Below are 24,484 nucleotides of genomic sequence, written 5' to 3'. Positions count from 1 at the left end.
GAGGTCTCAGCCGGAGGGCCGGGCGCTGGGCGACGGGACGCCCGACTGCGCCTTGGCCAGCTCCAGCACGGCGGTGGCCACCTCGTCGCCGGGCGCGCCGAACGCCGCCCGGTAGCGGTCGGCCACCACGGCTTCGCGGCCGGTGTCGGTCTGGCTGCCGCCGGTCGCCACCCTGGCCTGCTGGATGGACCGGGACACCTCGGTGCGCTCCCGCAGCAGCGCGATGATCTGGTTGTCCAGTGCGTCGATCCGGTCCCGCTGCCGTTTGACGAACCCGGCCGGGTCCTCGCTGGGCACCGGTGCGGCTGGCTGGCTCTGCGGTGGCAGCGCCGTGTCGTGCTGCCTGGTCGGGGTGCACGCGCCCACCGCCAGCAGGGCGGTGCCGGTCAGGCCGGCCAGGGCGGCTCGTCGGGGAAGTGGCGAAAGGTCCATGGGTTTCCTTTCGGTGGTGTCCTCCCGGCTCCAGATCGTATGGGGATCGGGAGGAGACCGCCGCCACTCGCCCGGCCGATCCGGGTGGTGCCGCGCGCCGGCCCGGGTGCGCTGGCGTTGGGCCCGCTGGCGCTGCCCGCTGGCACTGGGCCCGCTGAACACCGGGCGCCGGCCGGGGTCAGTCCGCCGGCTCGGCCGGGGCGGCGTGGCGTTGCAGCAGCTCGTCCAGGAACCCGCCGGCCTCGGCGCCGGCCCGGTCCGGGTCGCGGTCGCGGATCGCGTCCAGCAGCCCGGTGTGCGAGATGTGCTCGGCCGGCGGCACGTCCCGGTCCACGCTGGCCGCCACGCTCGCGGCGACCGTCTCGGTCAGCCCGTCGTACAGCTCGGCCAGCAGCCGGTTGTGCGAGCAGCGCACCAGCAGCTGGTGGAACGCGGTGTCCGTGTCGATCAGCCGGGACCAGTCCCGGGCGCCCAGCGCCTCGTCGCGCGCCGCGAGCAGCGCGGTGAGCTGGGTCAGTTCCGCGTCGGTGCGGGCGGTGGCGGCCAGCCGGGCGGCCTCGACCTCCAGGGTCCGGCGCACCTGGAGCACCTCGCGCAGCTCCGTGCCGCACAGCCGGCGCAGCGCGCCGGACAGCTCGCTGGTGGCCCGGACGAACGTGCCGTCGCCCTGGCGCACCTCCAGCAGCCCGGCGTGGGCCAGGGCGCGCACGGCCTCGCGCACGGTGTTGCGCCCCACACCGAGCGCGGACACCAGTTCGGGTTCGGTGGGGATGCGCCCGCCCATGGGCCATTCACCACTGGTGATGGCCGCGCGCATCTGCTCGATCACCTGGTCGACCAGACCGGTGCGTCGGGTGGTGGCCAACGGCACGGCAACATCCTTTCATCCGGACATCCTATGTTTGCGACACTGTGTGGGTGACCATCCAGGACCGCTCGCACTACTCCCACCAGCCAGCCTCGCCTGACCCGATTCTCCCGAATCATCCCGGAATGGCCATGGGCGTGTGCACCGCCGACCCGGCCGCCGCCGAGGCGCTGCCCAACACCGGCGCGGCCGAGCCGGTGTTCACCCGCCGGCACGTCGCCCTGCTCGGCACTCCACTGCTCGCCGTCGGTGTCGCGCTCACCGCGGCCAACCTCCGCCCGGCGGTGACCAGCCTGTCCTCGGTGCTGGGCGATGTGCGCACCGCACTGGGGGCGTCGAACGCCTGGATGAGCGTGGTCACCGCCGTGCCCACGCTGTGCTTCGGGCTGGCCGCGTTCGCCGCGCCCTGGCTGGGCCGCCGGCTGGGCATGGCCAGGGCGGTGGCCCTGTCGCTGGTGCTGGTCACCGCCGGCCTGCTGGTCAGGGTGGCCGACGGCATCGCTGGCCTGCTCGTCGGCACGTTCGTGGCGTGCGCCGGCATCGCCGTGAGCAACGTGCTCATCCCGGTGGTGGTCAAGGACTCCTTCGGCCGGCGCGTCGGGCTGGTCACCGGCGTCTACACCGCGGCGCTGGCCGCCGGCGGCACCCTGGGCGCGGCCCTGACCCCGCCGCTGGAGACGGCCAGCGGGAACTGGCGGATCTCCGTGGGCGGCTGGAGCCTGCTGGCCGTGCTCGCCCTGGTGATGTGGCTGGTCGGTGCCAGGCACGGCGCGCCGACCCAGGTGGCCGACGGTACTCCGGCGGCGGCCCGGCGGTCCCTGCTGCGGGTGCCGCTGGCCTGGGTGATGACCGTGTTCTTCGGGCTGCAGTCGCTGCTGGCCTACGTGGTCATGGGTTGGCTGCCGCAGCTGCTGCAGGACTCCGGCGTGGACCGGACCACCGCCGGACTGCTGCTGGCCGTCACCATGGTGCTGGGCGTGCCGGTGAGCCTGGTGGTGCCGCTGCTGGCCACGCGCCGTCCCGGCCAGTCCTGGCTGGTGCTGCTGCTGGGGGCGCTGACCGTGGCCGGGCTGGTCGGCCTGACCGTGGCGCCCACCTGGCTGCCCGCGCTGTGGATCGTGCTGCTCGGGATCGGCATGGGCATGTTCCCGCTGGCGCTGACCATGATCTCGCTGCGCACCCGCAACTCCGCCGACACCGCGCAGCTGTCCGCCATGACCCAGAGCATCGGTTACCTGATCGGCGCGGTCGGCCCGCTGCTGTTCGGCATCGTGCACGACGTCACCGGCGGCTGGACCACCTCGCTGGTCGGCCTGCTGGCCCTGGTGGTGGTGCTGGTCGGGCTGGGCGTGGTGGCCGGTCGACCCCGCCAGATCTGACCGGGCGGCCCGGTCCGCGCGAGGTCCCGCCGGTGTCGGCCCCGAGTGAGGGCGGACACCGGCGGCGACGTGTCCACGGGCATCGACGTGTCCACGGACACCGGCGGCGACGTGTCCACGAGTACCGAGTTGTCCACAGGGCACCGAGTTGTCCACAGGCGCCGCTGTTGGGCTGTCCCGGGCGGTGGGGGGTGGATAGGCTGGTGCGGGGCACGCCCCCCTGGGAGGGCGGGGGACTGCGCCTGACCTGGTGAAACCACCCCGCGCGGGCGGCTGCCGCCGTCGGGCCGGGTGCGTGCTGACCGGCCGGCCCGACGGGGTCGGAGGCCTCAGTCCAGGGGCAGGTTGAGCAGGGCGTTCTCCACGGCCTCCGGCAGGCCCGGGTGGATCCAGTACTGGCCGCGGGCCATGCTGCGCGCGTCCAGCCCGAAGCTCATCGCCTGGATCAGCGGCTGGATCAGGGTGGACGCCTGCGGGCCGATGATGTGCGCGCCCAGCAGGTGGCCGGTGGCCGGGTCGGCGAGCAGCTTGACGAAGCTGGCCGTGTCCTCCAGCGCCCAGCCGTAGGCGACGCCCGCGAAGTCCTGGGTGGCGGTGACGTACCGGACGCCCTGGTCGACGGCCTGCTGCTCGGTCAGGCCCACCGAGGCGACCTGCGGGTGGGAGAACACCGCCGCGGGCACGAACCGGTGGTCCACGGCCACCGGCGCCTCCGGGTGCAGCAGGTTGTGCTGGACCACCCGTGCCTCGTGGTTGGCCACGTGCTTGAGCTGGTACGGCGAGCTGATGTCACCCAGCGCCCAGATGCCGTCCACCACCGTGCTCTGGTGCGCGTCCACCACCACCCGGCCGTCCGGGTGGGTGGTGACCCCGGTGGCGGCCACGTCCAGCAGGTCGGAGTTGGGGCGGCGGCCCACCGCGACCAGCAGCACCTCGCCCTCGGCCACCTCGGCGCCGTCAGGGCCCTCCAGGTGCAGCCTGGTCAGCCCGCCCACCCGCTCGGCGCGCACCGCCTTGCGGCGCAGCCGCACGTCCCACCGCTGCTGGGCCAGCTCGGTGAACCGGGTCGAGATGTCGGTGTCCTCGGCGCGCAGCAGCCGGTCCGACCGGGCCACCACGGTGACCTCGACGCCGAACGAGGAGAACACGTGCGCGAACTCGGCGGCCACGAAACCACTGCCCAGGATCACCATCCGCCGGGGCAGCTCGTCCAGCCGCATGATCGTGTCGCTGGTGTGGTAGCCCACCTGGGCCAGGTCCACCACGTCCGGCACGACCGGCCGGCCGCCGGCCGCCAGCACGAACCGGTCCGCGGTGATCACCTCGCCGGTGCCGGTGTCCAGGGTCTTGGGGCCGACGAACCGGGCCTGGCCCGCGTACACCGTGACGTTGGGGTTGTCCTCGACGCGGTAGCGCCGCCCGCCCTCGGCGATCGGGTCGATCCGGCCGAAGATCCGGTCCCGCACGTCGGTCCAGCGCACCCCGGTCAGCTGGGCGTCCACCCCCAGCCGCGCGCCGTCGGGCACGGCGCTGGCCACGTCGGCGGTGTGCACGAACATCTTGGTGGGGATGCAGCCCACGTTCAGGCAGGTGCCGCCGAACACGCCCTTCTCGACGATCGCGATGTCCCAGTCGGCGAACCGCTCGTCCGGGAGCGAGTTGCCCGAACCGGTACCGATGATGACCAGGTCGAAGTGCCGCACGGTCCATCCCTGCTGTCGTCGAGTGCCTGCCGGACCCCGGCCACCGGCCGCGAACCGGATTCCGTGCCGTGCAACGACCCGGCGGCGACCGGAATTCCCGCCGGGGCCCGGAAAGGCGTCCCGGGCCGAACCGGGTTCAGTGCGAGTAGACGGGCGTGATGACCGCCCTGGCCAGGGTGTGGAACACCAGGTTGAAGCTGACCACGGCCGGCGAGGCAGCGGCGTCCACCCCCAGCGACGCCACGTCCACCGCGTGCACCACGAAGTAGTAGCGGTGCGGCCGGTCACCCTGGGGCGGGGCGGCACCGCCGAACGCGGCCAGGCCGTAGTCGTTGCGCACGTGGAACGCGCCCCCGGGCAGGCCGTCGTCACCGACGCCCGCGTTGGTGGCCAGCTCGGTGACCGACGCCGGGATGTCCACCGCCACCCAGTGCCAGAACCCGGACGGGGTGGGCGCGTCCGGGTCGAAGCAGGTCACCACGAAGCTCTTGGTGCCCTCCGGGAATCCCGTCCAGCTCAGCTGGGGCGAGACGTTCTCGCCACCGGCGTCGGTGAAGACCTGGGCCCTGGGCAGCTGCTCCCCGTCGCGCACGTCGGTCGAGGTGACCGTGAACGAGGGGACCTGGGGCAGCAGGCCGTAGGGGTCCGGGGCGACGGGACGGTCCAGGCTCATCGATCCTCCACAGAGTCGTCGCGTGATCTTCGGTCGCGGCTCCCACCGTAGTCGCGGCGGCTCAGACCGTCCCGCCGTGCCCCAGCGGGTCAGCCGACACCGGCCAGCCGGGCGGCCAGGTCCAGTCGGGCGCCCGAGCGCCGCCTGGCCCGCTCCGCGCCGGCCGCCCGCACCCGGCCCAGCTCGCCCAGGTCGGCCAGCAGCTCCAGCGCCCGCGCCCGCACCGGCCGCAGCCGCTCCACCACGGCCTCGGCCGTGCTCTCCTTGAGCTGTCGGTAGGAGGTGATGCCCTCGGCCACCCGCTCCGGCGTGCTGTCGACGCAGGCGGCCTGGATCTCCAGCAGGTTGGCCACGCCGGGCTGCTCGTCGGGCGCGTGCCGGACCACGCCCAGCGCGTCGGTGACCGCCCGGCGGATCTTGCGCCGCACCACGTCCGGGTCGTCCAGCACGAACACCACCCCGCCCGGGTTGGCCGCGGACTTGGACATCTTCCTGCTGGGATCGGTCAGGTCCCGCACCCGCGCGGCCGCCGTGGGCAGCACCGCCTCGGGCACCACGAACGCCTCGCCGTAGCTGCTGTTGAACCGCCTGGCCAGGGTCCTGGCCAGCTCCACGTGCTGGCCCTGGTCCTCGCCCACCGGCACCTGGTGGGCACCGTGCAGCAGGATGTCCGCGGCCATCAGCACGGGGTAGGTGAGCAGGCTCAGGCGCACCGAGTCCCGGCCGGCCGACTTCTCCTTGAACTGGATCATCCGCCGCGCCTCGCCGAACGTGCAGGTGCACTCCAGCAGCCAGGTCAGCCCGCCGTGCTCGCGCAGCACGTCGGACTGCACGAACAGCGACTCGGCCGGCACCCCGGCCGCGACCAGCACGGCCAGCTGGTGGTTGGTCAGCTCGCGCAGCCGGGTCGGGTCGTGCGGGAGCGTCATGGCGTGCAGGTCGCTGACGAAGTACAGGTCGTCCGGCCCGGACTCGCTGGCCCACCGGCGCACCGCGCCCAGGTAGTTGCCCAGGTGCATCTCGGCGGACGGGGTGATTCCGGAGAGTCGGATCATCGCGGTTCCCTCGCGGTCGGGCCCCACGCGGCCACCCCCGCACAACGCGACAGGCCGCCCGTGGGGCGGCCTGTCGTGGTTGCTGTGCAGCGCAGTCTCAGGGCCGCCGGAAAGCGGCCCACCAAGCGGAGAACGTACTGCGCACGTGGTCGACGGTAGCAGACGGCGGCCGTGCGCCGCCGCAACCGGACACGCGGCCACCGCGCCGTCGCCAGCGGACAGCGGGCGGTGCGCCCCCGAGCGGACCGGGCGGGGTCAGGCCGCGGCCGGGGTGACCCGCTGCTGGCCCTCGGCCGGCTGCAGGGCCAGCTCCAGCACCTCGCGCACGTCACCGACCAGGTGCACGGTGAGCGCGTCCCGCACGGTCTCCGGCACCTCGGCCAGGTCGGGCTCGTTGCGCCGCGGTAGCAGCACCGTGGTGATGCCCGCCCGGTGCGCGGCCAGCAGCTTCTGCTTGACCCCGCCGATCGGCAGCACCCGCCCGGTCAGCGACACCTCACCGGTCATGGCCACGTCCGCGCGCACCAGCCGGCCGGACAGCAGCGAGGCCAGCGCCGTGGTCATGGTCACGCCCGCGCTCGGCCCGTCCTTGGGCACCGCGCCGGCCGGCACGTGCACGTGCACCCCGCGTTCGGCCAGCTCACCCACGTCCAGGCCGAGCTGGTCGCCGTGCGAGCGCAGGTAGGACAGGGCGATCTGGGCGGACTCCTTCATCACCTCGCCCAGCTGACCGGTGAGGGTGACCCCGCTGGCGCCGGTGCCGGCGGCAGCCAGCGACGCCTCCACGAACAGCACCTCGCCGCCCACCCCGGTGACCGCCAGACCGGTGGCCACCCCGGGCACCGCGGTGCGCTCGGCCGACTCCGGGGTGTGCCGGGGCTGGCCGAGGTAGTCGGTCAGCTCGTCGGCGCCGACCGACACCGGCACGCTGGCCGCGTCCGTGGCCAGCCGGGCGGTCACCTTGCGCAGCACCCGGCCGATGGACCGCTCCAGCTCGCGCACACCGGCCTCGCGGGTGTACTCGCCGGCCAGCCGGCGCAGCGCCGGCTCGTCGACGCGCACGTCCTGCTCGGTCAGGCCGGTCCGCTCCAACTGGCGGGGCAGCAGGTGGTCGCGGGCGATGGTGACCTTCTCGTCCTCGGTGTAGCCGTCCAGCCGCACCACCTCCATGCGGTCCAGCAGCGGCGCGGGAATGGCCTCCAGCACGTTGGCGGTGGCCAGGAACACCACGTCGGACAGGTCCAGCTCCACCTCCAGGTAGTGGTCCCGGAAGGTGTGGTTCTGCGCCGGGTCGAGCACCTCCAGCAGGGCCGCGGTCGGGTCGCCCCGGTAGTCCGAGCCGAGCTTGTCCACCTCGTCGAGCAGCACCACCGGGTTCATCGAGCCGGCCTCGGCGATGGCGCGCACGATCCGGCCGGGCAGCGCGCCCACGTAGGTGCGCCGGTGGCCGCGGATCTCGGCCTCGTCACGCACCCCGCCCAGGGCCACCCGGACGAACTTGCGGCCCATCGCCCTGGCCACCGACTCGCCCAGCGAGGTCTTGCCCACCCCGGGCGGGCCGGCCAGGGCGAGCACCGCGCCGCTGCGCCGCCCGCCCACCACACCCAGGCCCCGGTCGGCGCGGCGCTTGCGCACCGCCAGGTACTCGATGATCCGCTCCTTGACGTCGTCCAGGCCGGCGTGGTCGGCGTCCAGCACGGCGCGGGCGCCGGCGATGTCGTAGGTGTCCTCGGTGCGCTCGTTCCACGGCAGCCCCAGCACCGTGTCCAGCCAGGTGCGGGTCCAGCCGACCTCGGGGGAGGACTCGGCGGTGCGCTCCAGCTTGTCGACCTCGGCCAGCGCGGCCGTGCGCACCTTCTCCGGCAGGTCGGCGGCCTCCACCCGGGCCCGGTAGTCGTCCTGCTCGGAGGCGGGCTTGCCGTCCAGCTCGGCCAGCTCCTTGCGGATCGCAGCCAACTGCTGGCGCAGCAGGAACTCCCGCTGCTGGCGCTCCATGCCCTCCTTGACGTCCTTGCGGATCGTCTCGGCCACGTCCAGTTCGGCCAGGTAGGCGCGTCCCCAGTCGAGCAGCCTGGTCAGCCGCTCGGCCACGTCGGCGGTCTCCAGCAGCCACACCTTCTGCTCGTCGGACAGGTAGGGGGCGTAGCCGGCCAGGTCGGCCAGGGCGGACGGGTCGTCCACCTGCTGCACCGAGTCCACCACCTGCCAGGACCCGCGCTGCTGCAGGATCGTGGTGACCAGGGCGCGGTACTCCCTGGCCAGTTCCCTGGTGCGGTCGTCGACCGGCGGCTCCTCGGCCAGGTCGGCGTGCACCCACAGGGCGGCGCCCGGGCCGGTGGTGCCGGCGCCGATGCGCACCCGCGCGGTGCCGCGCAGCACGGCCGCGCGCTGGCCGCCGGTGAGCCGGCCGACCTGTTCGATCACCGCGAGGGTGCCGACTTTCGCGTACTTGCCGTCCAGCCTCGGCACCAGCAGCAGCTGAGGTGCCTCGCCCTGGCTGGTGGCGGCGGTGGCCGCGTCGACCGCGGCCCGCGCCTCGGCGGCGTTGTCCGAGTCGGACAGCCGCACCGGCACGACCATGCCCGGCAGCACCACGGAGTCGTCCAGCGGCAGCACCGGAAGGGCCAGCGTCTCGCCCATGTGATCACCCTCCAAGTTGAGTCACATCGGCTCAACGAAGTGGAGCGCGGTCTTGTTTCCCCGAGTTGTTCGCTCTGAGCGAGCGGCCCGACCGGCCCGCCGGGGCACCGGCCGATCTTGACCGAACCGGAAACCGCGGAACCGCGTTGACCGTCAGACCTTCTTGATATACCTGGAAGCTCAATCGTGAGGGCGCCGCTACCCAGGGTGTGCGCGGGCTGAGGGGGACGAATGCGCGAGGCGATCCTGCGGCTGGCCGCCGACAACGCCGGACCGGCGCGGCTGCACCAGCTGACCACCGGCCTGTACCAGGACCTGCGGGCGCTGGGCCTGGTCAAGGTGGCCAGGGCCGACCAGGCCGCGCCCGAGGACGCCAAGACCGGCACGGCCGGCAGCATCACCGAGCTGGTCATCACCGGCGTGTTCTCCGCCGGCACCCTGGCCGCGGTGGCCCAGGTGATCACGGCCTACATCGAGCGCACCAAGACCCGCACGGTGACCTGGGTGGAGGGCGAGCGCACCGTCACCTTCGACGGCATCTCCGCCAAGGACCAGCACAGGCTGGTCGAGGCGCTGGCCGCGAGCACCTCCGGCGCGCTGGCCGCCGCCACCCCGGCCGCACCCGGCGCGGGCGACGGCGACGACGAGCCCGACCAGGCCGCGGCGCGGCCGGCGGGCGGGGGGACGTGAGCCGATGGGCCAACGCCTGGCGCTGCTGATCGCCACCTCCCGCTACGCCGACCCGAGGCTGCGCCGGCTGCGCGCGCCCGCGCAGGAGGCACAGGAACTCGGCCAGCTGCTGCTCGACCCGGAGATCGGCGGCTTCGACGCCGCGCCGGTGCTGATCGACGCCGACAAGGCCCGGATCGAACGGCACATCGAGGAGCTGTTCCGCGACCGCGACGTGGACGACCTGGTGCTGCTGTACCTGTCCGGGCACGGCATCAAGAACGACCACAACCGGCTGTTCTTCGCCGCCTACGACACCGAGACCGACCGGCCGCACTCCACCGCGGTGCCGGCCACGCTCGTGCACGACCTGCTGGAGGAGTGCCAGGCCAACATGAAGGCGGTGCTGCTGGACTGCTGCTACAGCGGCGTCTTCTCGGCCGGCCGGGGCCCCAAGTCCACCGCCAGCCTGGACCTGGGCAGCCACCTCGGCCGGGGCAGCTACGTGATCACCGCCAGCACCGAGCTGGAGTTCGCCTACGAGGACCAGCGCCTGGTCACCTACCACCCGCACACCCCACCGCAGAGCTACTCGGCGTTCACCCACGCGGTGATCACCGGCCTGGCCACCGGCGCCGCGGCCAGGGACGGCAAGGACGTCATCACCGCCGACGACCTCTACGAGTACGTGCACCACGAGATGCGGCGCTCCGGCGCGCGGCAGACCCCGACCAGGAGCAACCAGGCCGACGGGTTCTTCGCGCTGGCCAGGGCCAAGCCGGGCCGGCTCACCGACGCCGGCCCGTCGCCCACGCTCACCGAGCTGCTGCCCGCCGAGCCCAGCGGGCCGGCCACCGGACTGCTGGTGCCCATCGGCCGCGGCCACCAGCGCCGCGGGCCGGACGCCGGCGACGTGCTGCGCGTGGACCTGGCCGGCCAGGACGGGCACGTGGCCATCGTCGGGCGGATCTACTCCGGCAAGACCACCCTGCTGCACACCCTGCTGGCCGGGTTGGCGTTCAACCGGCCCACCGGCGAGATCGCCTTCCACTGCCTGGACTCGGCCGGCCGGTTCAGCGCGCTGGCCGACCAGCCGCACGTGCGCACCGTGCTCGGCCCGGCCCAGCCGCGCGAGGTGGCCGGGCTGCTGGCCCGGGTGGAGGCCACCATCCAGGCCCGCGACCGGCTGTTCCGCACCGTGCCGATCACCAAGCTGAGCCAGTACCGCGAACTGTGCCGGCGCGGCGTGTTACCCCCGGACGAGCACGGCGACCTGTTCCTGGTGGTCGACGGCTGGGAGCAGTTCGCCCAGGCGGTGCCGGGCTTCGCCGACGCCGTGCGGCGGATCGCCAGCACCGGGCTCGGCTTCGCCGTGCACGTCATCGTCACCGCCCGCCGCTGGGCGGAACTGCCCGACCAGTTGGCCATGCTGCTGCGCGGCCGGATCGAGCTGCTGCTGGACGACCCCGGCGAGTCCAAGGTGGACCCGCAGCTGGCGGCCAGCCTGCCGGACCGACCCGGCTGGGGCCTGTACGGCGGCCAGCGGTTCCTGGCCGCGCTCCCGGAGCCGGCCGACACCACCACCGAGGACCTGGAAGCCCTGGTGGCCAAGCTGACCAGCAACCAGCTCCTGCTCGGCTGGCGGAGTCTGGACGAGATGCCCGGCAGCGCACCCGGGCCAGACGGCGGCGACCCGCTGCGGCGCGACCACGACCTGTTCGCCCTGCTCGGCCTCGGTGACCCGGCGAGCTTCGACATCCAGCGGGCCTGGCGGCGCCGGCCGATCCGGGACCGCTATCGCGTGCCGATCGGGGTCGACGAGCAGGGTCAGCCCGTGGTGCTGGACATCAAGGAAGCGGCCATGGAGGGCATGGGCCCGCACGGCCTGTGCGTCGGCGCCACCGGCTCGGGCAAGTCCGAGCTGCTGCGCACCCTGGTGCTCGGGCTGGCCACCACCCACTCCCCGGCCGAGCTGAACTTCGTGCTGGTCGACTTCAAGGGTGGGGCCACCTTCCGCGGCCTGGAGGCACTGCCGCACACCGCCGCGGTGATCACCAACCTGGCCGGTGACCTGGCCCTGGTCGACCGGATGCGGGACGCCATCGCCGGTGAGCTGATCCGCCGCCAGGAGGTGCTGGCCAAGGGCCACCACAAGAACGTCTGGGACTACCAGAGGACCGGGGAGAACCACGCCGACCGGCCACCGCTGGCCACCCTGTTCGTGGTGGTGGACGAGTTCTCCGAGATGCTCGCGGCCCGGCCCGACTTCATCGACCTCTTCGTGCAGATCGGGCGGGTTGGCCGCAGTCTGGGCGTGCACCTGCTGCTCGCCTCGCAGCGGCTGGAGGAGGGCCGGCTGCGCGGTCTGGACACCTTCCTGTCCTACCGGATCGGTCTGCGGACCTTCGCCGCGGCCGAGTCCCGCGCGGCCATCGGCGTGCCCGACGCCTACGAGCTGCCGCCCATCCCCGGCTCGGGCTACCTGCGGTTCGACACCGCCTCGATGGTGCGGTTCAAGGCCGCGTTCGTGTCCGCGCCCCACCCCGGGGGCGGGGACGCGGCGGGCGCCGACGGCAGGATGCCCAGCGTGCTGGACGTGGTCGTGCGCCGGCTGGCCGGCCAGGGCCCGCCCGCGCACGAGGTGTGGCTGCCGCCGCTGGACGAGCCGCCCGCACTGGACGCGCTGCTGCCGCCGCTGACGCCCACCGAGGACCGGGGCGTCTGTCCGACCGGGTTCTTCGGCAACGGCAAGCTCCAGACGCCGATCGGCATCGTGGACCGGCCCTTCGAGCAGCGCCGCGACCTGCTGTGGGCCGACTTCACCGGCGCCGCCGGACACGGCGCGGTCGTGGGGGGCCCGCAGTCGGGCAAGTCAACGCTGCTGCGCACGATCGTGGCGTCCATGGCGCTCACCCACACCCCGACCGAGGTGCAGTTCTACTGCCTGGACCTGGGTGGTGGCACGCTGGCGGCGCTGGAGGCGCTGCCGCACGTGAGTGGCGTCGCGGGCCGGCTCGACCCGGACAAGGCGCGCCGGATGGTGGCCGAACTGGCCACGCTGATCAGCCAGCGCGAGGCGCGGTTCCGCCGGCACGGCATCGACTCCGTGGTCGAGTTCCGCGACCGCAAGCGGCGCGGGGAGATCGGGGACGACCCGTTCGGCGACGTGTTCCTGCTGATCGACGGCTGGCGGAACTTCCGAGACGAGTTCGAGGCACTGGAGCCGCAGGTGGTGCGGCTGGTGGCGCAGGGTCTGGCCTACGGCGTGCACGTGGTCATCGCGGCCAACCGGTGGGCGGAGATCCGGCCGGCGGTCAAGGACCTGCTGGGCACCCGGTTCGAGCTGCGGCTGGGTGACCCCAGCGAGTCCGACATCGACCGCAAGGTCGCGGTGAACGTGCCGCAGGGCCGGCCCGGCCGCGGGCTGACCAAGGAGAAGCTGCACTTCCTCACCGCGCTGCCGCGCGTCGACGCGTCCTCGGACGCGTCCACCGTGGCCGCCGGGGTGCAGGATCTGGTCGAGCGGGTGGCCGGCGCCTGGCGCGGCCCGGTGGCCCCGCCGGTGCGGCTGCTGCCCGACCTGCTGCCCTACGCCGAACTCGCCTCGGCCGTTGACCAGCAGCACCCGAGGGGCGGTCGGCTGGTGCCGATCGGCGTCGACGAGGCCGAGCTGGCCCCGGTCCACCTGGACTTCGACGCCGACCCGCACTTCATCGCGTTCGCCGACGGCGAGTCCGGCAAGACCAACCTGCTGCGGGTGATCATCCGGGGCATCACCCGGCGCTACACCCAGAAGCAGGCGCTGATCATGCTGGTGGACTACCGGCGCGGTCTGCTCGGCTACCTGGAGACCGACCAGTTGCTGGCCTACGCGGTGTCCGCGCCCCAGCTCACCGACGTGGTCAAGGAGGTGCGGGCGGTCATGGCCGACCGGGTGCCCGGCCCGGACGTCACCCAGCAGCAGTTGCGCACCCGGTCCTGGTGGCAGGGGCCGGAGCTGTTCGTCGTGGTCGACGACTACGACCTGGTGGCGACGGCGGGCACCAGGCCGCTGGAGCCGCTGGCCGAGTTCCTGCCGGTGGCCAAGGACGTGGGGCTGCACCTGGTCGTGGTGCGCCGGACCGGTGGTGCGTCCCGAGCGATGTACGACCCCATCCTCAGCCGGCTGCGGGAGATCGGCACGCCCGGGCTGATCATGAGTGGCAGCCCCGACGAGGGCGTGCTGCTGGGCAGTGTCAAACCCAGTGCGCAGCCGCCCGGCCGGGGCTTCCTGGTCAGCCGCAAGCAGGGGGTCCAGCTCGTTCAGACGGCCTGGACACCGGAGGATGCCCCGCTCAGCCCCGAGGTGTCCGAACCGGGCGAGTCCGCCTCGGGTGCGGCTGTTCCCGACGAACCCGAGCTGAGCAAGGCCGAAGTGGCGTCGAACGAGGCCGACCTCGACGGGATCACCCGGTCGACCTGACCCGGCTGGAGTTGGAGGAGAGTCGTGGACGGACCGCGCACACCGGGCAGCAGGCCGGTGCCCGTCGGGGAGGACCGGCACGGGCGGCGGCCGGTGTGCCTGGACTTCGACGCCGATGCGCACCTGGTGGTGCTGGGCGACGCCGGCGCGGGCAAGTCCACGCTGCTGTGCGCGGTCGTGGCGGGTGTCGAGCGGGTCTACGCCCCGGGCGAGGCGGTCTTCCTGCTGGTGGACCCGAGGCACGGGCTGCTGGACGTGGCCTCGTCCAGCCGGGTGCTGTCCTGGGTGCGGGCCCGGCGCGAGGTGCACGACGTGGTCCGCGACGTGCGGGCGCTGATGGACCGGCGGCTGCCCGGCCCGGACGTGACCCCGCCACAGCGGCGGGACCGGTCCTGGTGGCGGGGCCCGGAGCTGTTCGTCGTGGTGGACGACTACCGGATGCTGGCCCCCCACCAGCAGGTGAACCCGCTGCTGCCCCTCGTCGACCTGCTGCCCCACGGGCGGGACGTCGGCCTGCACCTGGTGATCGCCAGGGAACTGGACGGCTCGACGCCCAGGGCCCTGGCGCACGACCCGCTCCTCGCCGGCGTGTGCGACCAGGGCGGCCCCGCGGTGATCATGAGCGGCAGCCCGGAGGTGGGGCCGCTGCTCGGTGGCGTGGTGCCCAGCGCCCAGCCACCCGGGCAGGGCGTGCTGGTGCACCCCGCCGAGGGCAGCCGGCCGCTCGCGGTGACGCCACCGGCCGCCCGGCCCTGACGGCACCGGCCGGCCCCGGCCGCTCAGCGGTTCACAGGGTTTCCCACGCCAGGATGGTCGGGTCGAGCACGGTGGCGTTCAGGCCGAGCCGGGCGATGGTGTCGGTGAGTTCCTTGGCCGCGGCCGGGCTGCCCTTGGGCGGCAGGGCCGGGTCGTCCAGCTGGGTGACCATGTCGTCGTGGTGGCTGGGGATCACCAGGGCCGGCTGGGTCGCCCGCAGCACCCGCCCGACGTAGTCGTGGACGTTGGCGTGACCGCTGACGCCGAGCACCAGCGCGTCCGGCCGCAGCCCGGCCACCTCACCGGCCACGAAGTCGGCGGTGCCGGACAGGAACAGGATCGAGTACCGGTCGGCGATCCGGACCAGGTAGCCCAGGCTGCCGCCCTCCAGCAGGTCCTTGATCACCGTCGGTGTGCGGGCGGGCGGGGCGGTGAGGGTACCCGGCGCGTAGTAGCCGTAGCTGGCGTTGCGGCTGTGCGAGCTGCGCACCACCTGCACGGTGAACCCGTGGAAGTCCAGGTGTTCGCCGCCGTCGACGATGACGACCCGCGCCGGGTCCACGCCGAGCGCGGTGAGCAGGTGGGCGTGCGTCTCGGTGCCGATCACCCTGGTGGTGGCCCCGTCCTGGTCCGGGAACTTCGACAGCACGTAGGGCACCTCGGCCAGGTGGTCGTAGTGGCCGTGGGTGACCAGGACCAGCTCGGGGCGTTCGGTGAGGTGCCGGTCGAGCAGGTCGGTGCGGGGCGCGATCGGGTAGTCGTCGATGGTCCTGCCGTGCGCGTCCCACACCGGGAACCGGCTCAGGTAGGGGTCGATGAGGACGCGCCGGCCGTCGAAGCTCAGCTCCCAGCCGGCCACGCCCAGCCAGCGCAGGTTCACCCCGTGCCGCCGGCCGTCCGGGCGGCGCGGCTCGGCCTCGGCGGTGCCCCGGGGCAGGGTGCCGAGCGCCACGCCGGTACCGACCGCCACCGCCGCGCCGGCCGAGCCGAACAACATCCGCCGCCGGTTCATCCGGCCCGCCCCGTCAGGCGCGGGGCCGCTGCCGCACGTCGTGCACATCGTGTCGGATTCCTTCCACTGCCCGCCGGCCCGCCCGAGGGGCCGGTCGTCAACAGCGGCAAGCAGACCAGCGCCGCGCCTGGCCTGTCCAAGTCCAATATCGTGCCTGTGCCGATATGCGTTCGGATATCGTTGCTGGTGATGGACTTGATCAGGCACCTGAAGCACTTCCTGGCCGTGGCCGAGGAAGGTCACTTCGGGCGGGCCGCGGCCCGGCTGCACCTGTCCCAGCCGCCGCTGTCGCAGAGCATCCAGCGGCTCGAACGCCACCTGGGCGTGCGCCTGTTCGACCGGTCGGCGCGCGGGGTGGCGCTCACCGACGCGGGCCGGCTGCTGCTGCCCGCGGCGGGGGAGCTGCTGGCCAGGGCCGACCAGCTGCACACCACGGCGGAGCGGCTGCGCCGTGGTGAACTCGGGGCGCTGCGCGTCGGGGTGCCGCCCGACCTGGGCGGCCGGGCCGTGGCCGCGCTGCTGGCCGCGTTCCAGCGCCGCCGCTCCGGCATGGAGCTGCGGCTACGCGAGATCAGCACCGCCGAGCAGCTGCGCGGCCTGGCCGACCGCACCCTGGACGTGGGCCTGCTGCGGTACCCGTTCGACTCGACCTGGCTGAGCCTGGGGCCGGTGCTGTGCTGCCTGCTCGGGGTGCTGCTGCCCGCGGCGCACCCGGCCGGCGCGGCCGAGCGGGTGCGGCTGGCCGAGCTGACCGGCCTGGCCCTGGTGCTGTTCCCCCGGCCGAGCGCGCCCGCGCTGTTCGACGAGGTGCTGACCACCTGCGCCCGGCACGGGTTCACCCCCACCGAGGTGCACCAGGTGGCCAACCCGGAGTTCGCGCTGGGCCTGGTGCTGGCCGGCGGCTCGGTGGCGTTCACCGACGGGGTCGACCCGCCGCGCCAGCCCGAGGTGGTGTGGCGGCCGCTGGTCGGGCAGCCGCTGGCCTGGCGCACCTCGCCGGCCTGGCCGCGCGGCCGGCACACCCCGGCGGTGGCCGCGTTCGTCGAGGCCGCCACCGAGGCACTGGCCGAGCACGCCGGCATGCGCGTGCTGGACGAGGCCAGGCCGAGGCAGCCGCTGCACCCCCGGCCGACAACGGAGTTCTTCACATGAGCCAGCACACGGGTGGCGGCGGGATCGGCCGCCGGCTGCGGGCGGCGTTCACCGACGCCGGGGTGACCGGCTGGCTGCACGCTGTCGACCTGGACCGGCCAGCGGCGCAGGTGGGCGTGGGCGCGGACCGGCTGGTGGCGACCGCGAGCATGTTCAAGATCGCGGTGGCGCTGACCCTGTTCCGGGTGGCCGACGCGGGCGGCGTGGACCCGGCCGAGGCGGTGACGCTGCGACCGGAGGAGCGCAGCGGCGGCACCACCGGGGTGGGCGCCATGCTCGACGCGGCCACCCTGTCCCTGCGCGACCTGGCGTTCCTGGCGATCACCCTGTCCGACAACGGCGCCGCGGACGCGCTGCTGGACCGGCTCGGGCTGGCCGAGGTCAACCGCACGCTCACCGACCTCGGCCTGACCCGCACCGCCGTGGTGCACCACTGCCGCGACCTGGCCGCGCTCATGGCCGCCGACGCGGGCGTGGCCGACGGCGCCGCGCTGGCCCCGCTGCTGGCCGACCCGGTGGTGCTGGCCCGGCTGCGGGTGCTGGACCCGGCGCTGACCAACCGGAGCACGCCCCGGGAGATCACCCGGCTGCTGGCCGCGATCTGGCGGGACGAGGCCGCCTCGGCCGACTCGTGCGCGGCGCTGCGCCGGCTGCTCGGGCTGCAGGTGTGGCCGCACCGGCTGGCCTCCGGCTTCCCCTTCGACGACGTGCGGGTGTCCGGCAAGACCGGCACCCTGCCGACCATCCGCAACGAGGCCGGCGTGGTGGAGTACCCGGACGGCGGCCGGTACGCGGTGGCCGTGTTCACCCGCAGCGCGAGCACCGCGTTCACCCTGCCGGCGGCGGACGCGGTGATCGGCACCACGGCCCGGCTGGCCGTGGAGCACCTGCGGGCCAGCCGCGCCTAGACCAGACCGGCGGACTGGGCCAGGTCGGCCAGCCAGCGGCGGCTCGGCTCGTCGGCCGGGGCCTGCACCAGCACGGAGACCGCCTGCTCCTCGGTGGGCCGCAGCAGCGAGAAGGTCAGTCGCGGCTGGGAACCGTCCGGCACGTGCACGGCCAGGGTGGTGCCGCGGAACTCGCGGACGGTGCGGCCGCGCCACCACGGCGCCAGGTCGGGCCGCTGGTCGTCCAGACCGGTCAGCACCTCGCCGAGCCGGCGGTCGCCGGGGCACCGGTCGGTGGTGGCCCGCAGCTGCCAGAACATCTCCTTGGCCAGCGTGCGCCAGTCCGGCAGCCGCTGGCGCATCACCGGGTCGGACACCAGCAGCAGCAGGAAGTTGCGCTGATCCACGTCGGTCAGGCCGGGGTCGGGCCAGACGGCGCGGTAGGCGTCGTTCCAGGCCAGGATGTCGAACCTGGCGTCCACCAGCAGCGCGGGCGTGGTCGGCCAGGCGTCCAGCAGGCCGCGCAGCCGCTCGACCAGTTCGGCCCGCTCGGTCGGGGTGACGCCGCTGCCCGGCTCGGGTCGCAGTCCGGCCAGGGCCAGCACGTGCCGGTGCGCGTCGGCGTCCAGCCGCAGTGCCCGGCTGACCGCGTCCAGCACCTGCCGCGAGGTCTCCACCCGGCCCTGCTCCAGCCAGGTGTACCAGGCCACGCCCACCCCGGACAGGGCGGCGACCTCCTCGCGGCGCAACCCCGGGGTGCGCCGCCGGCCCGTGCCGGGCAGGCCGACCTCGGCCGGGTCCACCCGCTCCCTGGCCGCGCGCAGAAACGCCCCGAGTTCCCGCCGTGCCGTCCCCCGGCCCACTCGCCCAGCCACCCCGCCAGCCTATGACCTCCGGTAACAGCACAAACCGAGCACTCACTGGCCGGCCGCGCCGCGACCACGCTGTCCGGTGAAGGAGGAAACACCAATGACAGACCAGCTGTGGCGGCGCGACCCCGACTCGTCGCACCTGACCGCGCCGAAGACGCTGATCCGGGTGTTCGTCGAACCGGGCCGGCTGACCGAGACCGTGGCCTGGTACGAGCGGCTGCTCGGCGCCGAGGCGGACATGTTCCTGCCGTACCCGGAGAAGAACCTGGCGCTGGCCGCGGTGGGCGGGTTCCTGCTGATCGAGGGCAGCGAGGCGGACCTGCGGCCGTTCCGGGCCACCGTGGGCACCCTGTTGGTGGACTCGATCGACGGCTACCTGGACCGGCTGCGGGCCGGCGGCGCGGAGATCATCCACCCGCCGGTGGACGTGCCCAGCGGCGCCGGGTTCACCGCCCGCCACCCGGACGGCACCGTGATCGAGTACGTCCAGCACCGCCCCGACCCGCAGGGCCGCTGACCCGTGCGCGGACGGGCCGGCGCACATCCGGCCCGTCCGCCCGATTCTCACCAACTGATCACCCGGCTGCCCCTAGGCTGGATGTCCGACGTGAGGGGAGCCGTTGTGACAGGTACGGATGTCGAGCGTTCCAGCACCAGGGTGCGCTTCCCGGGGATCAGCCCCCGGGCCTACGAACACCCGGCCGACCGGGGCGCGCTGGCCGTGCTGCGGGCCGTGCCCGGGATCGGTCCGGTGTTCAAGGCGGTGGCCGGGGCGTTCTCCGAACGCGGTGAGCGGCTGATGTACCTGGCCTCGGCGATCCGGGTGGGCCCCAAGCAGTACCCGCTGCTGGACCAGGTGCGCCTGGAGTGCGCGGCCACCCTGGACCTGCCCGAGACGCCCGAGGTGTTCGTGCGACGCGACCCGGTGCCCAACGCCATGACCCTGGGCATGGACAAGCCGTTCATCGTGCTCACCACCGGCCTGGTCGACCTGCTCACCGTGGACGGCCTGCGCTTCGCCATCGGCCACGAGATGGGGCACGTGCTGTCCGGGCACGTGCTGTACCGCACCCTGCTGTTCCGGCTGATCCAGATCCAGGCCGGGCTGGGCTGGATGCCGGCCGGGTACTGGGCGCTGCGCGCGATCATCGCGGCGCTGCGCGAGTGGTACCGCAAGACCGAGCTGTCCTGCGACCGCGCCGGCCTGCTGTGCGGGCAGGACCCGGCCGCGGCGCTGCGCGTGCACGTGGCACTGGCCGGCGGCATGGACCTGTCCCAGGTGGACACGACCGCGTTCCTGGTGCAGGCCAAGGAGTACGAGGTCGCCGAGGACGTCCGGGACAGCGTGCTCAAGCTGCTCAACACCGAGCCGCTGAGCCACCCGATGGCCGTGGTGCGGGCCGCCGAACTGCAGCGCTGGGCGGCCAGCGCGGAGTACCGCGACATCCTGGCCGGCAGCTACCAGCGCCGCGAGGACGACGACCCGACCAGCACGTTCACCGAGGACATCAGGGCGGCGGCCAAGTCCTACAAGGACCGGGTGGCCACCTCCGCCGACCCGCTGGCCAAGGTGTTCAACGAGGTCGGCGAGGTGATCACCGGGGCGGCCGGCAAGGTGTGGAACCGGTTCGGCGGCGGCAACGGCAAGGACGGCGGCAACAGCGGGGACACCGGCGCCGGCTCGTGACCCGCCGGTGGGGGATCAGGCCGGGGTGACCAGCAGGGGCAGCCGCTTCGGGCCGTTGACCACCAACGGGTTGTAGAACTCCACCGGCTCGTCGGTGGCCACGCGGAACTCGGCGTAGCGGTCCAGCAGCAGGTCCAGGGCGATCCTGGCCTCCAGCCGGGCCAGTGGCGCGCCCAGGCAGAAGTGGATGCCCCTGCCGAAGGCGAGCTGGTGGGAGTTGCGCCGGTCCAGGTCGAACCGGTCCGGTTCGGCGAACACCGTCTCGTCCCGGTTGGCCGAGAGCAGCCACAGGAACACCAGCTGGTTCGCGGGCAGGGTGCGGCCGCCCAGCTCGACCTCGCGGGTGGTGGCCCGCATCGTGAGGCTGAACGGGGGACGCACGCGCAGCACCTCCTCGATGGCCGAGGGCAGCAGCTCGCGGTTGTCCCGCAGCCTGGCCACCACCTCGGGGTGCTGGTCGAACAGGAGCATGGCGTTGCCGAGCAGGCCGGTGGTGGTGATGTGCCCGGCGATCAGCAGGGTCGCGGCGAGCCCGACGATCTCGCCTTCGGTGAGCCGCGCGCCGTCGGCCTCGGCCGCGAGCAGCGCGGAGATCAGGTCCTCGCCCGGGTCGACCCGCCGCCGGTCGACCTGGCCGCGCAGGTAGTCGATCAGTGCGGCGCGGGTCGGCGCCACGGACCGCACGGCCTGCTGTGACGCGGCGAGGTTGTCCCGGTCGACGTTCAGGGACAGCAGGACGTCGACCCAGTCGCGGAAGGTGCCCCGGTCCTCGGTGGGCACGCCGAGCAGCTCGGAGATCACGATCACCGGCAGCGGGTAGGTCAGCGCGTCCACCAGCTCCAGCCGGGACGCCTCGGCCAGAGCGTCGAGTAACTCGCTGGTGAGCGCGCTGATCCTGGGTGCCAGCCCGCTGACCAGCCGGGGCGTGAACGCCGTGCTGACCAGGCCGCGCATGGCGCGGTGCCGGGGCGGGTCCATCCTGGTGAGGTTGGCGACCCGGAACGCGTCCCCCTCGGCCGCGGCGGGCAGGAACGCGCTGGTCTCGCTGGAGAACGTGGCCGCGTCGGCCAGCGCCGCGCTGACGTCGGCGTGCCGGAACAGGTGCCAGACCCCGCGCTCGTCCCGGTGCACCGGGTCGGTGGCGCGCAGCTGGTCGCACCAGTCGCGCAGCGAGGCGAACTCGCCGGACAGGTCGCCGGTACGGGTGTCCTGGTTGGTGGTCATGACGACTCCTGGTGGTCCTGGCTGGCCCTGGGCGGGCTCAGCTGGTTCGGGTGGCCGAGCGCGAGCCGCTGATGGCCGCCGCGTGGCTGGCGCGCACGCCCTGGAACAGCTCGATGGCCCGCGGCGCCACCGCGCGCAGCAGGTCCTCGTCCGGTGGCCGCTCAGCTTCGAGGGCGTTGCGCACGCCAGCGCCCAGCAGTCGCGCGGTGGCGTGGTCGACCTGGTCGTTGTCCCGAGGGCGGTAGCGCTCGGCGAGGAAGAAACCCGAGGTCACGCAGTAGTGCATGTAGAACAGCTCGGGCACGGTGAACTCGGTGCGCACCAACCCGTGCTCGCGCAGCAGGGCGAAGTAGTCGTGGTACATCCGCTCCTTGAGCGTGACCAGGGAGAGGTCGGTCTGGGTGGCGAGCTTGCCGAGCAGTTCGGTGTCGCCGGTGTTCATGGCGCGCACCAGCGGCCTGGACATGGCCTGGTAGGCGGCCACGGCCATGCGGTGCGGCAGGAGTTCGGCCGGGTCGCGCTCGATCCGGGCGATCAACTCGTCGATCCCCGACAGTGACTCGCGCAGCAGGACCGAGGTGAACAGCGCCTCCTTGGTGCGCCAGTGCAGGTAGAGGGTGCCCTTGCCGACGCCGGCCGCGCTGGCCACCTCGTCCACGGTGACCTTGCGGTAGCCCCAGCGGAGCACCAGCTCGGCGGCGGCGTCGAGGATCCGCCGCGCCCTGGCCTCGTACGTCAACGGCTGTTCGGCGACCACGTGCGCTCCCTCTCGTGACTCGTGACCAAATTCGTATTCTGGTCACGAGGCTAGCCCCGTTCCGCGACCCGCACAACGGGCCGCTGGCCGGCCCCGCCCGGCCGGCCGTCACCCCACCGGTGCCTGACGCTCCACTGCGGACTGTCCGAAGCGGACGGAGTGGGCGTGGTCCCGGTGCCAGGCGACGGGATCGTGGAGATCACTCGCGTGGGTTGCGTAGCCCGTTCCGAGTTGTGCCGGTCCGGTCGGCTCGCTGTTGTTGTTCATGGACACCAGATCCACCAGCAGGGGGCAGAAGCCGTTGGAATGACGAAAGGGAGACCACGATGAGGAAACCCGGGCGCAGGATGTTCCGTGGTGCGGTGGTCCTGTGCGGGGCCGCGGTGCTCGGGGTCGTGGCCGCGATCCCCGCTGCCACCACCACCGACCAGGCCACCGCGCACGGCCACGGGCAGACCAGGATCACCGGTGGCACTCCCGCGCTGATCGCGGACCACCCGTGGGTGATCGCGCTGGCCAACACCGAGGGGCAGCTGTTCTGCGCCGGCGCCCTCTACGCCACCAACCGGGTGGTCACCAGCGCGGAGTGCGCGGACAAGCACACGGCCGACGAGATCGTGGCGGTGGGCAACCGCACCAGGCTCAGCGACTTCACCGGCGTGGCCTCGGGCGTCACCAGGGTCATCCCGCACCCCGACTGGGACCCGGAGACCGGCTACGCCGACGTCGCCGTGCTCGAACTGGCCACGCCCATGCCGCTGGCGACCATCCCGGTGGCCGGCGCCCAGGAGACCGACGTGTACGCGCCGGGCGCGGTGGGCAGCGTGCTCGGCTGGGGCAGCCTGGCGGCGGGCGAGGACGCCACCGGTGAGCTGCTCCGGGCCGACGTGCCCATCCTGGACGAGCAGACCTGCGCCGACGCCTACCCCGACTACTACGACACCGCGTCGATGTTCTGCGCCAGCGACCCCGACCTGCCCAGCGGCGCCTGCGAGTACGACGGCGGGGCCCCGTTCGTGGTGGGGGGCAAGCTGGTCGGGGTGGCGTCCTGGGGTCGGGGCTGCGACTCCGACAAGCCCGACGTGTTCACCCGGGTCGCGATGTTCGCCCGCTGACCAGCCTCGACCAGAACGACCTACCCGCATTCCCCCTGCTGGTGCCGGGTTCTTCACTCGGCAGGGTGCTGTTTGCGATCTTCGCTTGTGTCGACCGCGAGGCGGTTGGTCGGCTTAGGGCACCGCCAGCCGAACCGGCCGGCGAGGACCGCACCCATCGCCACGCATCGCGGCGCAGCGCACCGCACCGGCGCTCCGAGCGAGCAGGCGACGACAGGAGGGAGAGCAGGATGGGCGGACGCGTCCCAGGGGGACTGCCGAGGGGCATCGCGGTCCTTTCGGCAGCGGCGCTGCTCGGGCTGCTCACCGCGCTGCCCGCCGCCGCGGCGGCGGAGCCGACCGCCCCGCCCGGCACGCGCATCGTCGGCGGCACCGCCGCCGAGATCGGCGACTACCCCTGGATCGTCGCGCTGACCACCAAGAACGGGCTGTTCTGCGGCGGCACCCTGACCGCGCCCGACGAGGTGGTCACCGCGGCGCACTGCGCGGAGGCCTACCCGGCCGAGGCCGTCGAGGTGATCGCCGGCCGCACCAGGCTGAACCGGGAGGGCGGCACGGTCGTCCAGATCGACCACTTCGAGGTCCACCCGGACTGGAACCCGATGACCCTCTACGGCGACATCGCGGTCGCCCGGCTCGCCGAGCCGCTGCCCGGCCCGACGCTGCCGCTGGCCACCGCCGCGGACAGCGACCTGTACGCGGCCGGCACCGTGGGCACGGTGCTCGGCTGGGGGCGGACCAGTGAGAACGGCGCGCTGAGCAAGGGGCTGCGCCGCGCCGACCTGCCGGTCACCTCGGACAACTCCTGCGCGCTGGCCTACCCGATGGCGTTCAACGCCAGGTCGATGTTCTGCGCCGGCTACGCCAAGGGCGAGGTGGACTCGTGCCAGGGCGACTCGGGCGGCCCGTTCGTGGTGGCGGGCAAGCTGGTCGGCATCGTGTCCTACGGCGAGGGCTGCGCCCGCCCCGGCCGACCGGGCATCTACACCCGGGTCAGCGCCTTCACCGAGTGACGCCGCCGCGCCCGCGACCGCGCCGCCGAGTGCCGCACGCCCGCGCGGGCGCACTCGGGGACGTGGCGGAACGCCAAGCGGCTCAAGGGTTTCCGCGCCGGCCGTCGGCCGGTGGAGAGTGCACAAAC

The 24,484-nt window shown here is 73.7% G+C and carries 20 protein-coding genes; 10 read left to right on the top strand and 10 right to left on the bottom strand.

The genetic code is table 11. The annotated features are described in order from the left end of the window. Nucleotides 1-6: 6 nt before the first annotated feature. Entirely contained in the window at nt 7-432 is a 426-nt protein-coding gene (locus tag LX83_RS33205) for a chorismate mutase (RefSeq protein WP_301329291.1), read from the bottom strand. A 178-nt stretch (nt 433-610) separates the two neighbouring features. After that, nucleotides 611-1,303 carry a FadR/GntR family transcriptional regulator gene (locus LX83_RS33200; protein WP_253778730.1) on the bottom strand — a complete coding sequence of 231 codons (693 nt, stop codon included), beginning with the start codon at nt 1,301-1,303 and terminating at the stop codon, nt 611-613. A 122-nt stretch (nt 1,304-1,425) separates the two neighbouring features. Here LX83_RS33200 and LX83_RS33195 point away from each other — a divergent pair, with 122 nt between their 5' ends. Beyond that, the gene (locus LX83_RS33195) at nt 1,426-2,679 is read left to right on the top strand and encodes a CynX/NimT family MFS transporter (protein WP_253778728.1); all 1,254 of its coding nucleotides are present in this window, start codon (nt 1,426-1,428) and stop codon (nt 2,677-2,679) included. Nucleotides 2,680-3,008: 329 nt separating this feature from the next. Here LX83_RS33195 and LX83_RS33190 read toward each other — a convergent pair whose 3' ends face one another. The 4 genes from LX83_RS33190 to lon all read right to left on the bottom strand — a co-directional run bounded on the left by LX83_RS33190 (nt 3,009) and on the right by lon (nt 8,750). After that, complete coding sequence (locus tag LX83_RS33190) at nt 3,009-4,382, bottom strand: mycothione reductase (protein WP_253778726.1); 1,374 nt, start codon at nt 4,380-4,382, stop codon at nt 3,009-3,011. A 136-nt stretch (nt 4,383-4,518) separates the two neighbouring features. After that, nucleotides 4,519-5,055 (bottom strand): YbhB/YbcL family Raf kinase inhibitor-like protein, encoded by a 537-nt coding sequence (locus LX83_RS33185; protein WP_253778724.1) that lies wholly within the window; start codon nt 5,053-5,055, stop codon nt 4,519-4,521. A gap of 89 nt (nt 5,056-5,144) precedes the next feature. Continuing rightward, the gene (trpS, locus tag LX83_RS33180; RefSeq protein ID WP_253778722.1) at nt 5,145-6,110 is read right to left on the bottom strand and encodes a tryptophan--tRNA ligase; all 966 of its coding nucleotides are present in this window, start codon (nt 6,108-6,110) and stop codon (nt 5,145-5,147) included. Between the two features lie 255 nt (nt 6,111-6,365). Further along, nucleotides 6,366-8,750, bottom strand: coding sequence for an endopeptidase La (gene lon / locus LX83_RS33175; protein ID WP_253778720.1), 2,385 nt, complete (start codon nt 8,748-8,750; stop codon nt 6,366-6,368). Nucleotides 8,751-8,981: 231 nt separating this feature from the next. On the opposite strand from lon, the gene LX83_RS33170 reads away from it, so the two are divergent. Genes LX83_RS33170 through LX83_RS33160 form a run of 3 tightly spaced genes read left to right on the top strand, consistent with a single transcriptional unit; the run spans nt 8,982 to nt 14,637 of the window. After that, nucleotides 8,982-9,440 carry an effector-associated constant component EACC1 gene (locus LX83_RS33170; RefSeq protein ID WP_253778719.1) on the top strand — a complete coding sequence of 153 codons (459 nt, stop codon included), beginning with the start codon at nt 8,982-8,984 and terminating at the stop codon, nt 9,438-9,440. Between the two features lie 4 nt (nt 9,441-9,444). Then, entirely contained in the window at nt 9,445-13,881 is a 4,437-nt protein-coding gene (gene eccCb / locus LX83_RS33165; RefSeq protein ID WP_253778717.1) for a type VII secretion protein EccCb, read from the top strand. Between the two features lie 24 nt (nt 13,882-13,905). Beyond that, on the top strand, nt 13,906-14,637 hold the full coding sequence (locus LX83_RS33160; protein ID WP_253778703.1) for an FtsK/SpoIIIE domain-containing protein: 732 nt from the start codon (nt 13,906-13,908) through the stop codon (nt 14,635-14,637). Between the two features lie 31 nt (nt 14,638-14,668). On the opposite strand, the gene LX83_RS33155 is transcribed toward LX83_RS33160, so the two are convergent. After that, nucleotides 14,669-15,697, bottom strand: a complete 1,029-nt coding sequence (locus LX83_RS33155) for an MBL fold metallo-hydrolase (RefSeq protein WP_253778701.1) — start codon at nt 15,695-15,697, stop codon at nt 14,669-14,671. 141 nt (nt 15,698-15,838) lie between these two features. Between LX83_RS33155 and LX83_RS33150 the strand changes: the two genes are divergently transcribed. Together LX83_RS33150 and LX83_RS33145 are read left to right on the top strand one after the other, a co-directional pair. Further along, nucleotides 15,839-16,801, top strand: a complete 963-nt coding sequence (locus LX83_RS33150) for a LysR family transcriptional regulator (protein WP_253778699.1) — start codon at nt 15,839-15,841, stop codon at nt 16,799-16,801. Beyond that, complete coding sequence (locus LX83_RS33145) at nt 16,798-17,709, top strand: serine hydrolase (protein ID WP_253778698.1); 912 nt, start codon at nt 16,798-16,800, stop codon at nt 17,707-17,709. Before LX83_RS33150 ends, LX83_RS33145 begins: the two co-directional genes overlap by 4 nt. Here the strand turns inward: LX83_RS33145 and LX83_RS38585 are convergent. Further along, nucleotides 17,706-18,563: a helix-turn-helix domain-containing protein gene (locus tag LX83_RS38585; protein ID WP_253778696.1), complete on the bottom strand. Its 858-nt coding sequence runs from the start codon at nt 18,561-18,563 to the stop codon at nt 17,706-17,708. The two genes, LX83_RS33145 and LX83_RS38585, sit on opposite strands and share 4 nt — an antisense overlap. 94 nt (nt 18,564-18,657) lie before the next feature. On the opposite strand from LX83_RS38585, the gene LX83_RS33135 reads away from it, so the two are divergent. Both LX83_RS33135 and LX83_RS33130 read left to right on the top strand, forming a co-directional pair. Beyond that, nucleotides 18,658-19,077 (top strand): VOC family protein, encoded by a 420-nt coding sequence (locus LX83_RS33135; RefSeq protein ID WP_253778694.1) that lies wholly within the window; start codon nt 18,658-18,660, stop codon nt 19,075-19,077. Between the two features lie 105 nt (nt 19,078-19,182). Continuing rightward, nucleotides 19,183-20,247 (top strand): M48 family metallopeptidase, encoded by a 1,065-nt coding sequence (locus LX83_RS33130; protein ID WP_253778692.1) that lies wholly within the window; start codon nt 19,183-19,185, stop codon nt 20,245-20,247. 15 nt (nt 20,248-20,262) lie between these two features. On the opposite strand, the gene LX83_RS33125 is transcribed toward LX83_RS33130, so the two are convergent. Then, nucleotides 20,263-21,471: a cytochrome P450 gene (locus LX83_RS33125; RefSeq protein ID WP_253778690.1), complete on the bottom strand. Its 1,209-nt coding sequence runs from the start codon at nt 21,469-21,471 to the stop codon at nt 20,263-20,265. A 37-nt stretch (nt 21,472-21,508) separates the two neighbouring features. Beyond that, the gene (locus LX83_RS33120; protein ID WP_253778676.1) at nt 21,509-22,228 is read right to left on the bottom strand and encodes a TetR/AcrR family transcriptional regulator; all 720 of its coding nucleotides are present in this window, start codon (nt 22,226-22,228) and stop codon (nt 21,509-21,511) included. A gap of 326 nt (nt 22,229-22,554) precedes the next feature. Here LX83_RS33120 and LX83_RS33115 point away from each other — a divergent pair, with 326 nt between their 5' ends. Together LX83_RS33115 and LX83_RS33110 are read left to right on the top strand one after the other, a co-directional pair. Beyond that, on the top strand, nt 22,555-23,343 hold the full coding sequence (locus tag LX83_RS33115) for a S1 family serine peptidase (protein ID WP_253778673.1): 789 nt from the start codon (nt 22,555-22,557) through the stop codon (nt 23,341-23,343). 230 nt (nt 23,344-23,573) lie between these two features. Beyond that, on the top strand, nt 23,574-24,356 hold the full coding sequence (locus tag LX83_RS33110; protein WP_253778671.1) for a S1 family serine peptidase: 783 nt from the start codon (nt 23,574-23,576) through the stop codon (nt 24,354-24,356). Nucleotides 24,357-24,484: the final 128 nt, after the last annotated feature.

This window comes from Goodfellowiella coeruleoviolacea (genome assembly GCF_024171785.1).
Lineage (GTDB): Bacteria > Actinomycetota > Actinomycetes > Mycobacteriales > Pseudonocardiaceae > Goodfellowiella > Goodfellowiella coeruleoviolacea.
Note: the sequence above shows the minus strand (reverse complement) of the source record. Positions and strands in the feature narration are given on the sequence as shown.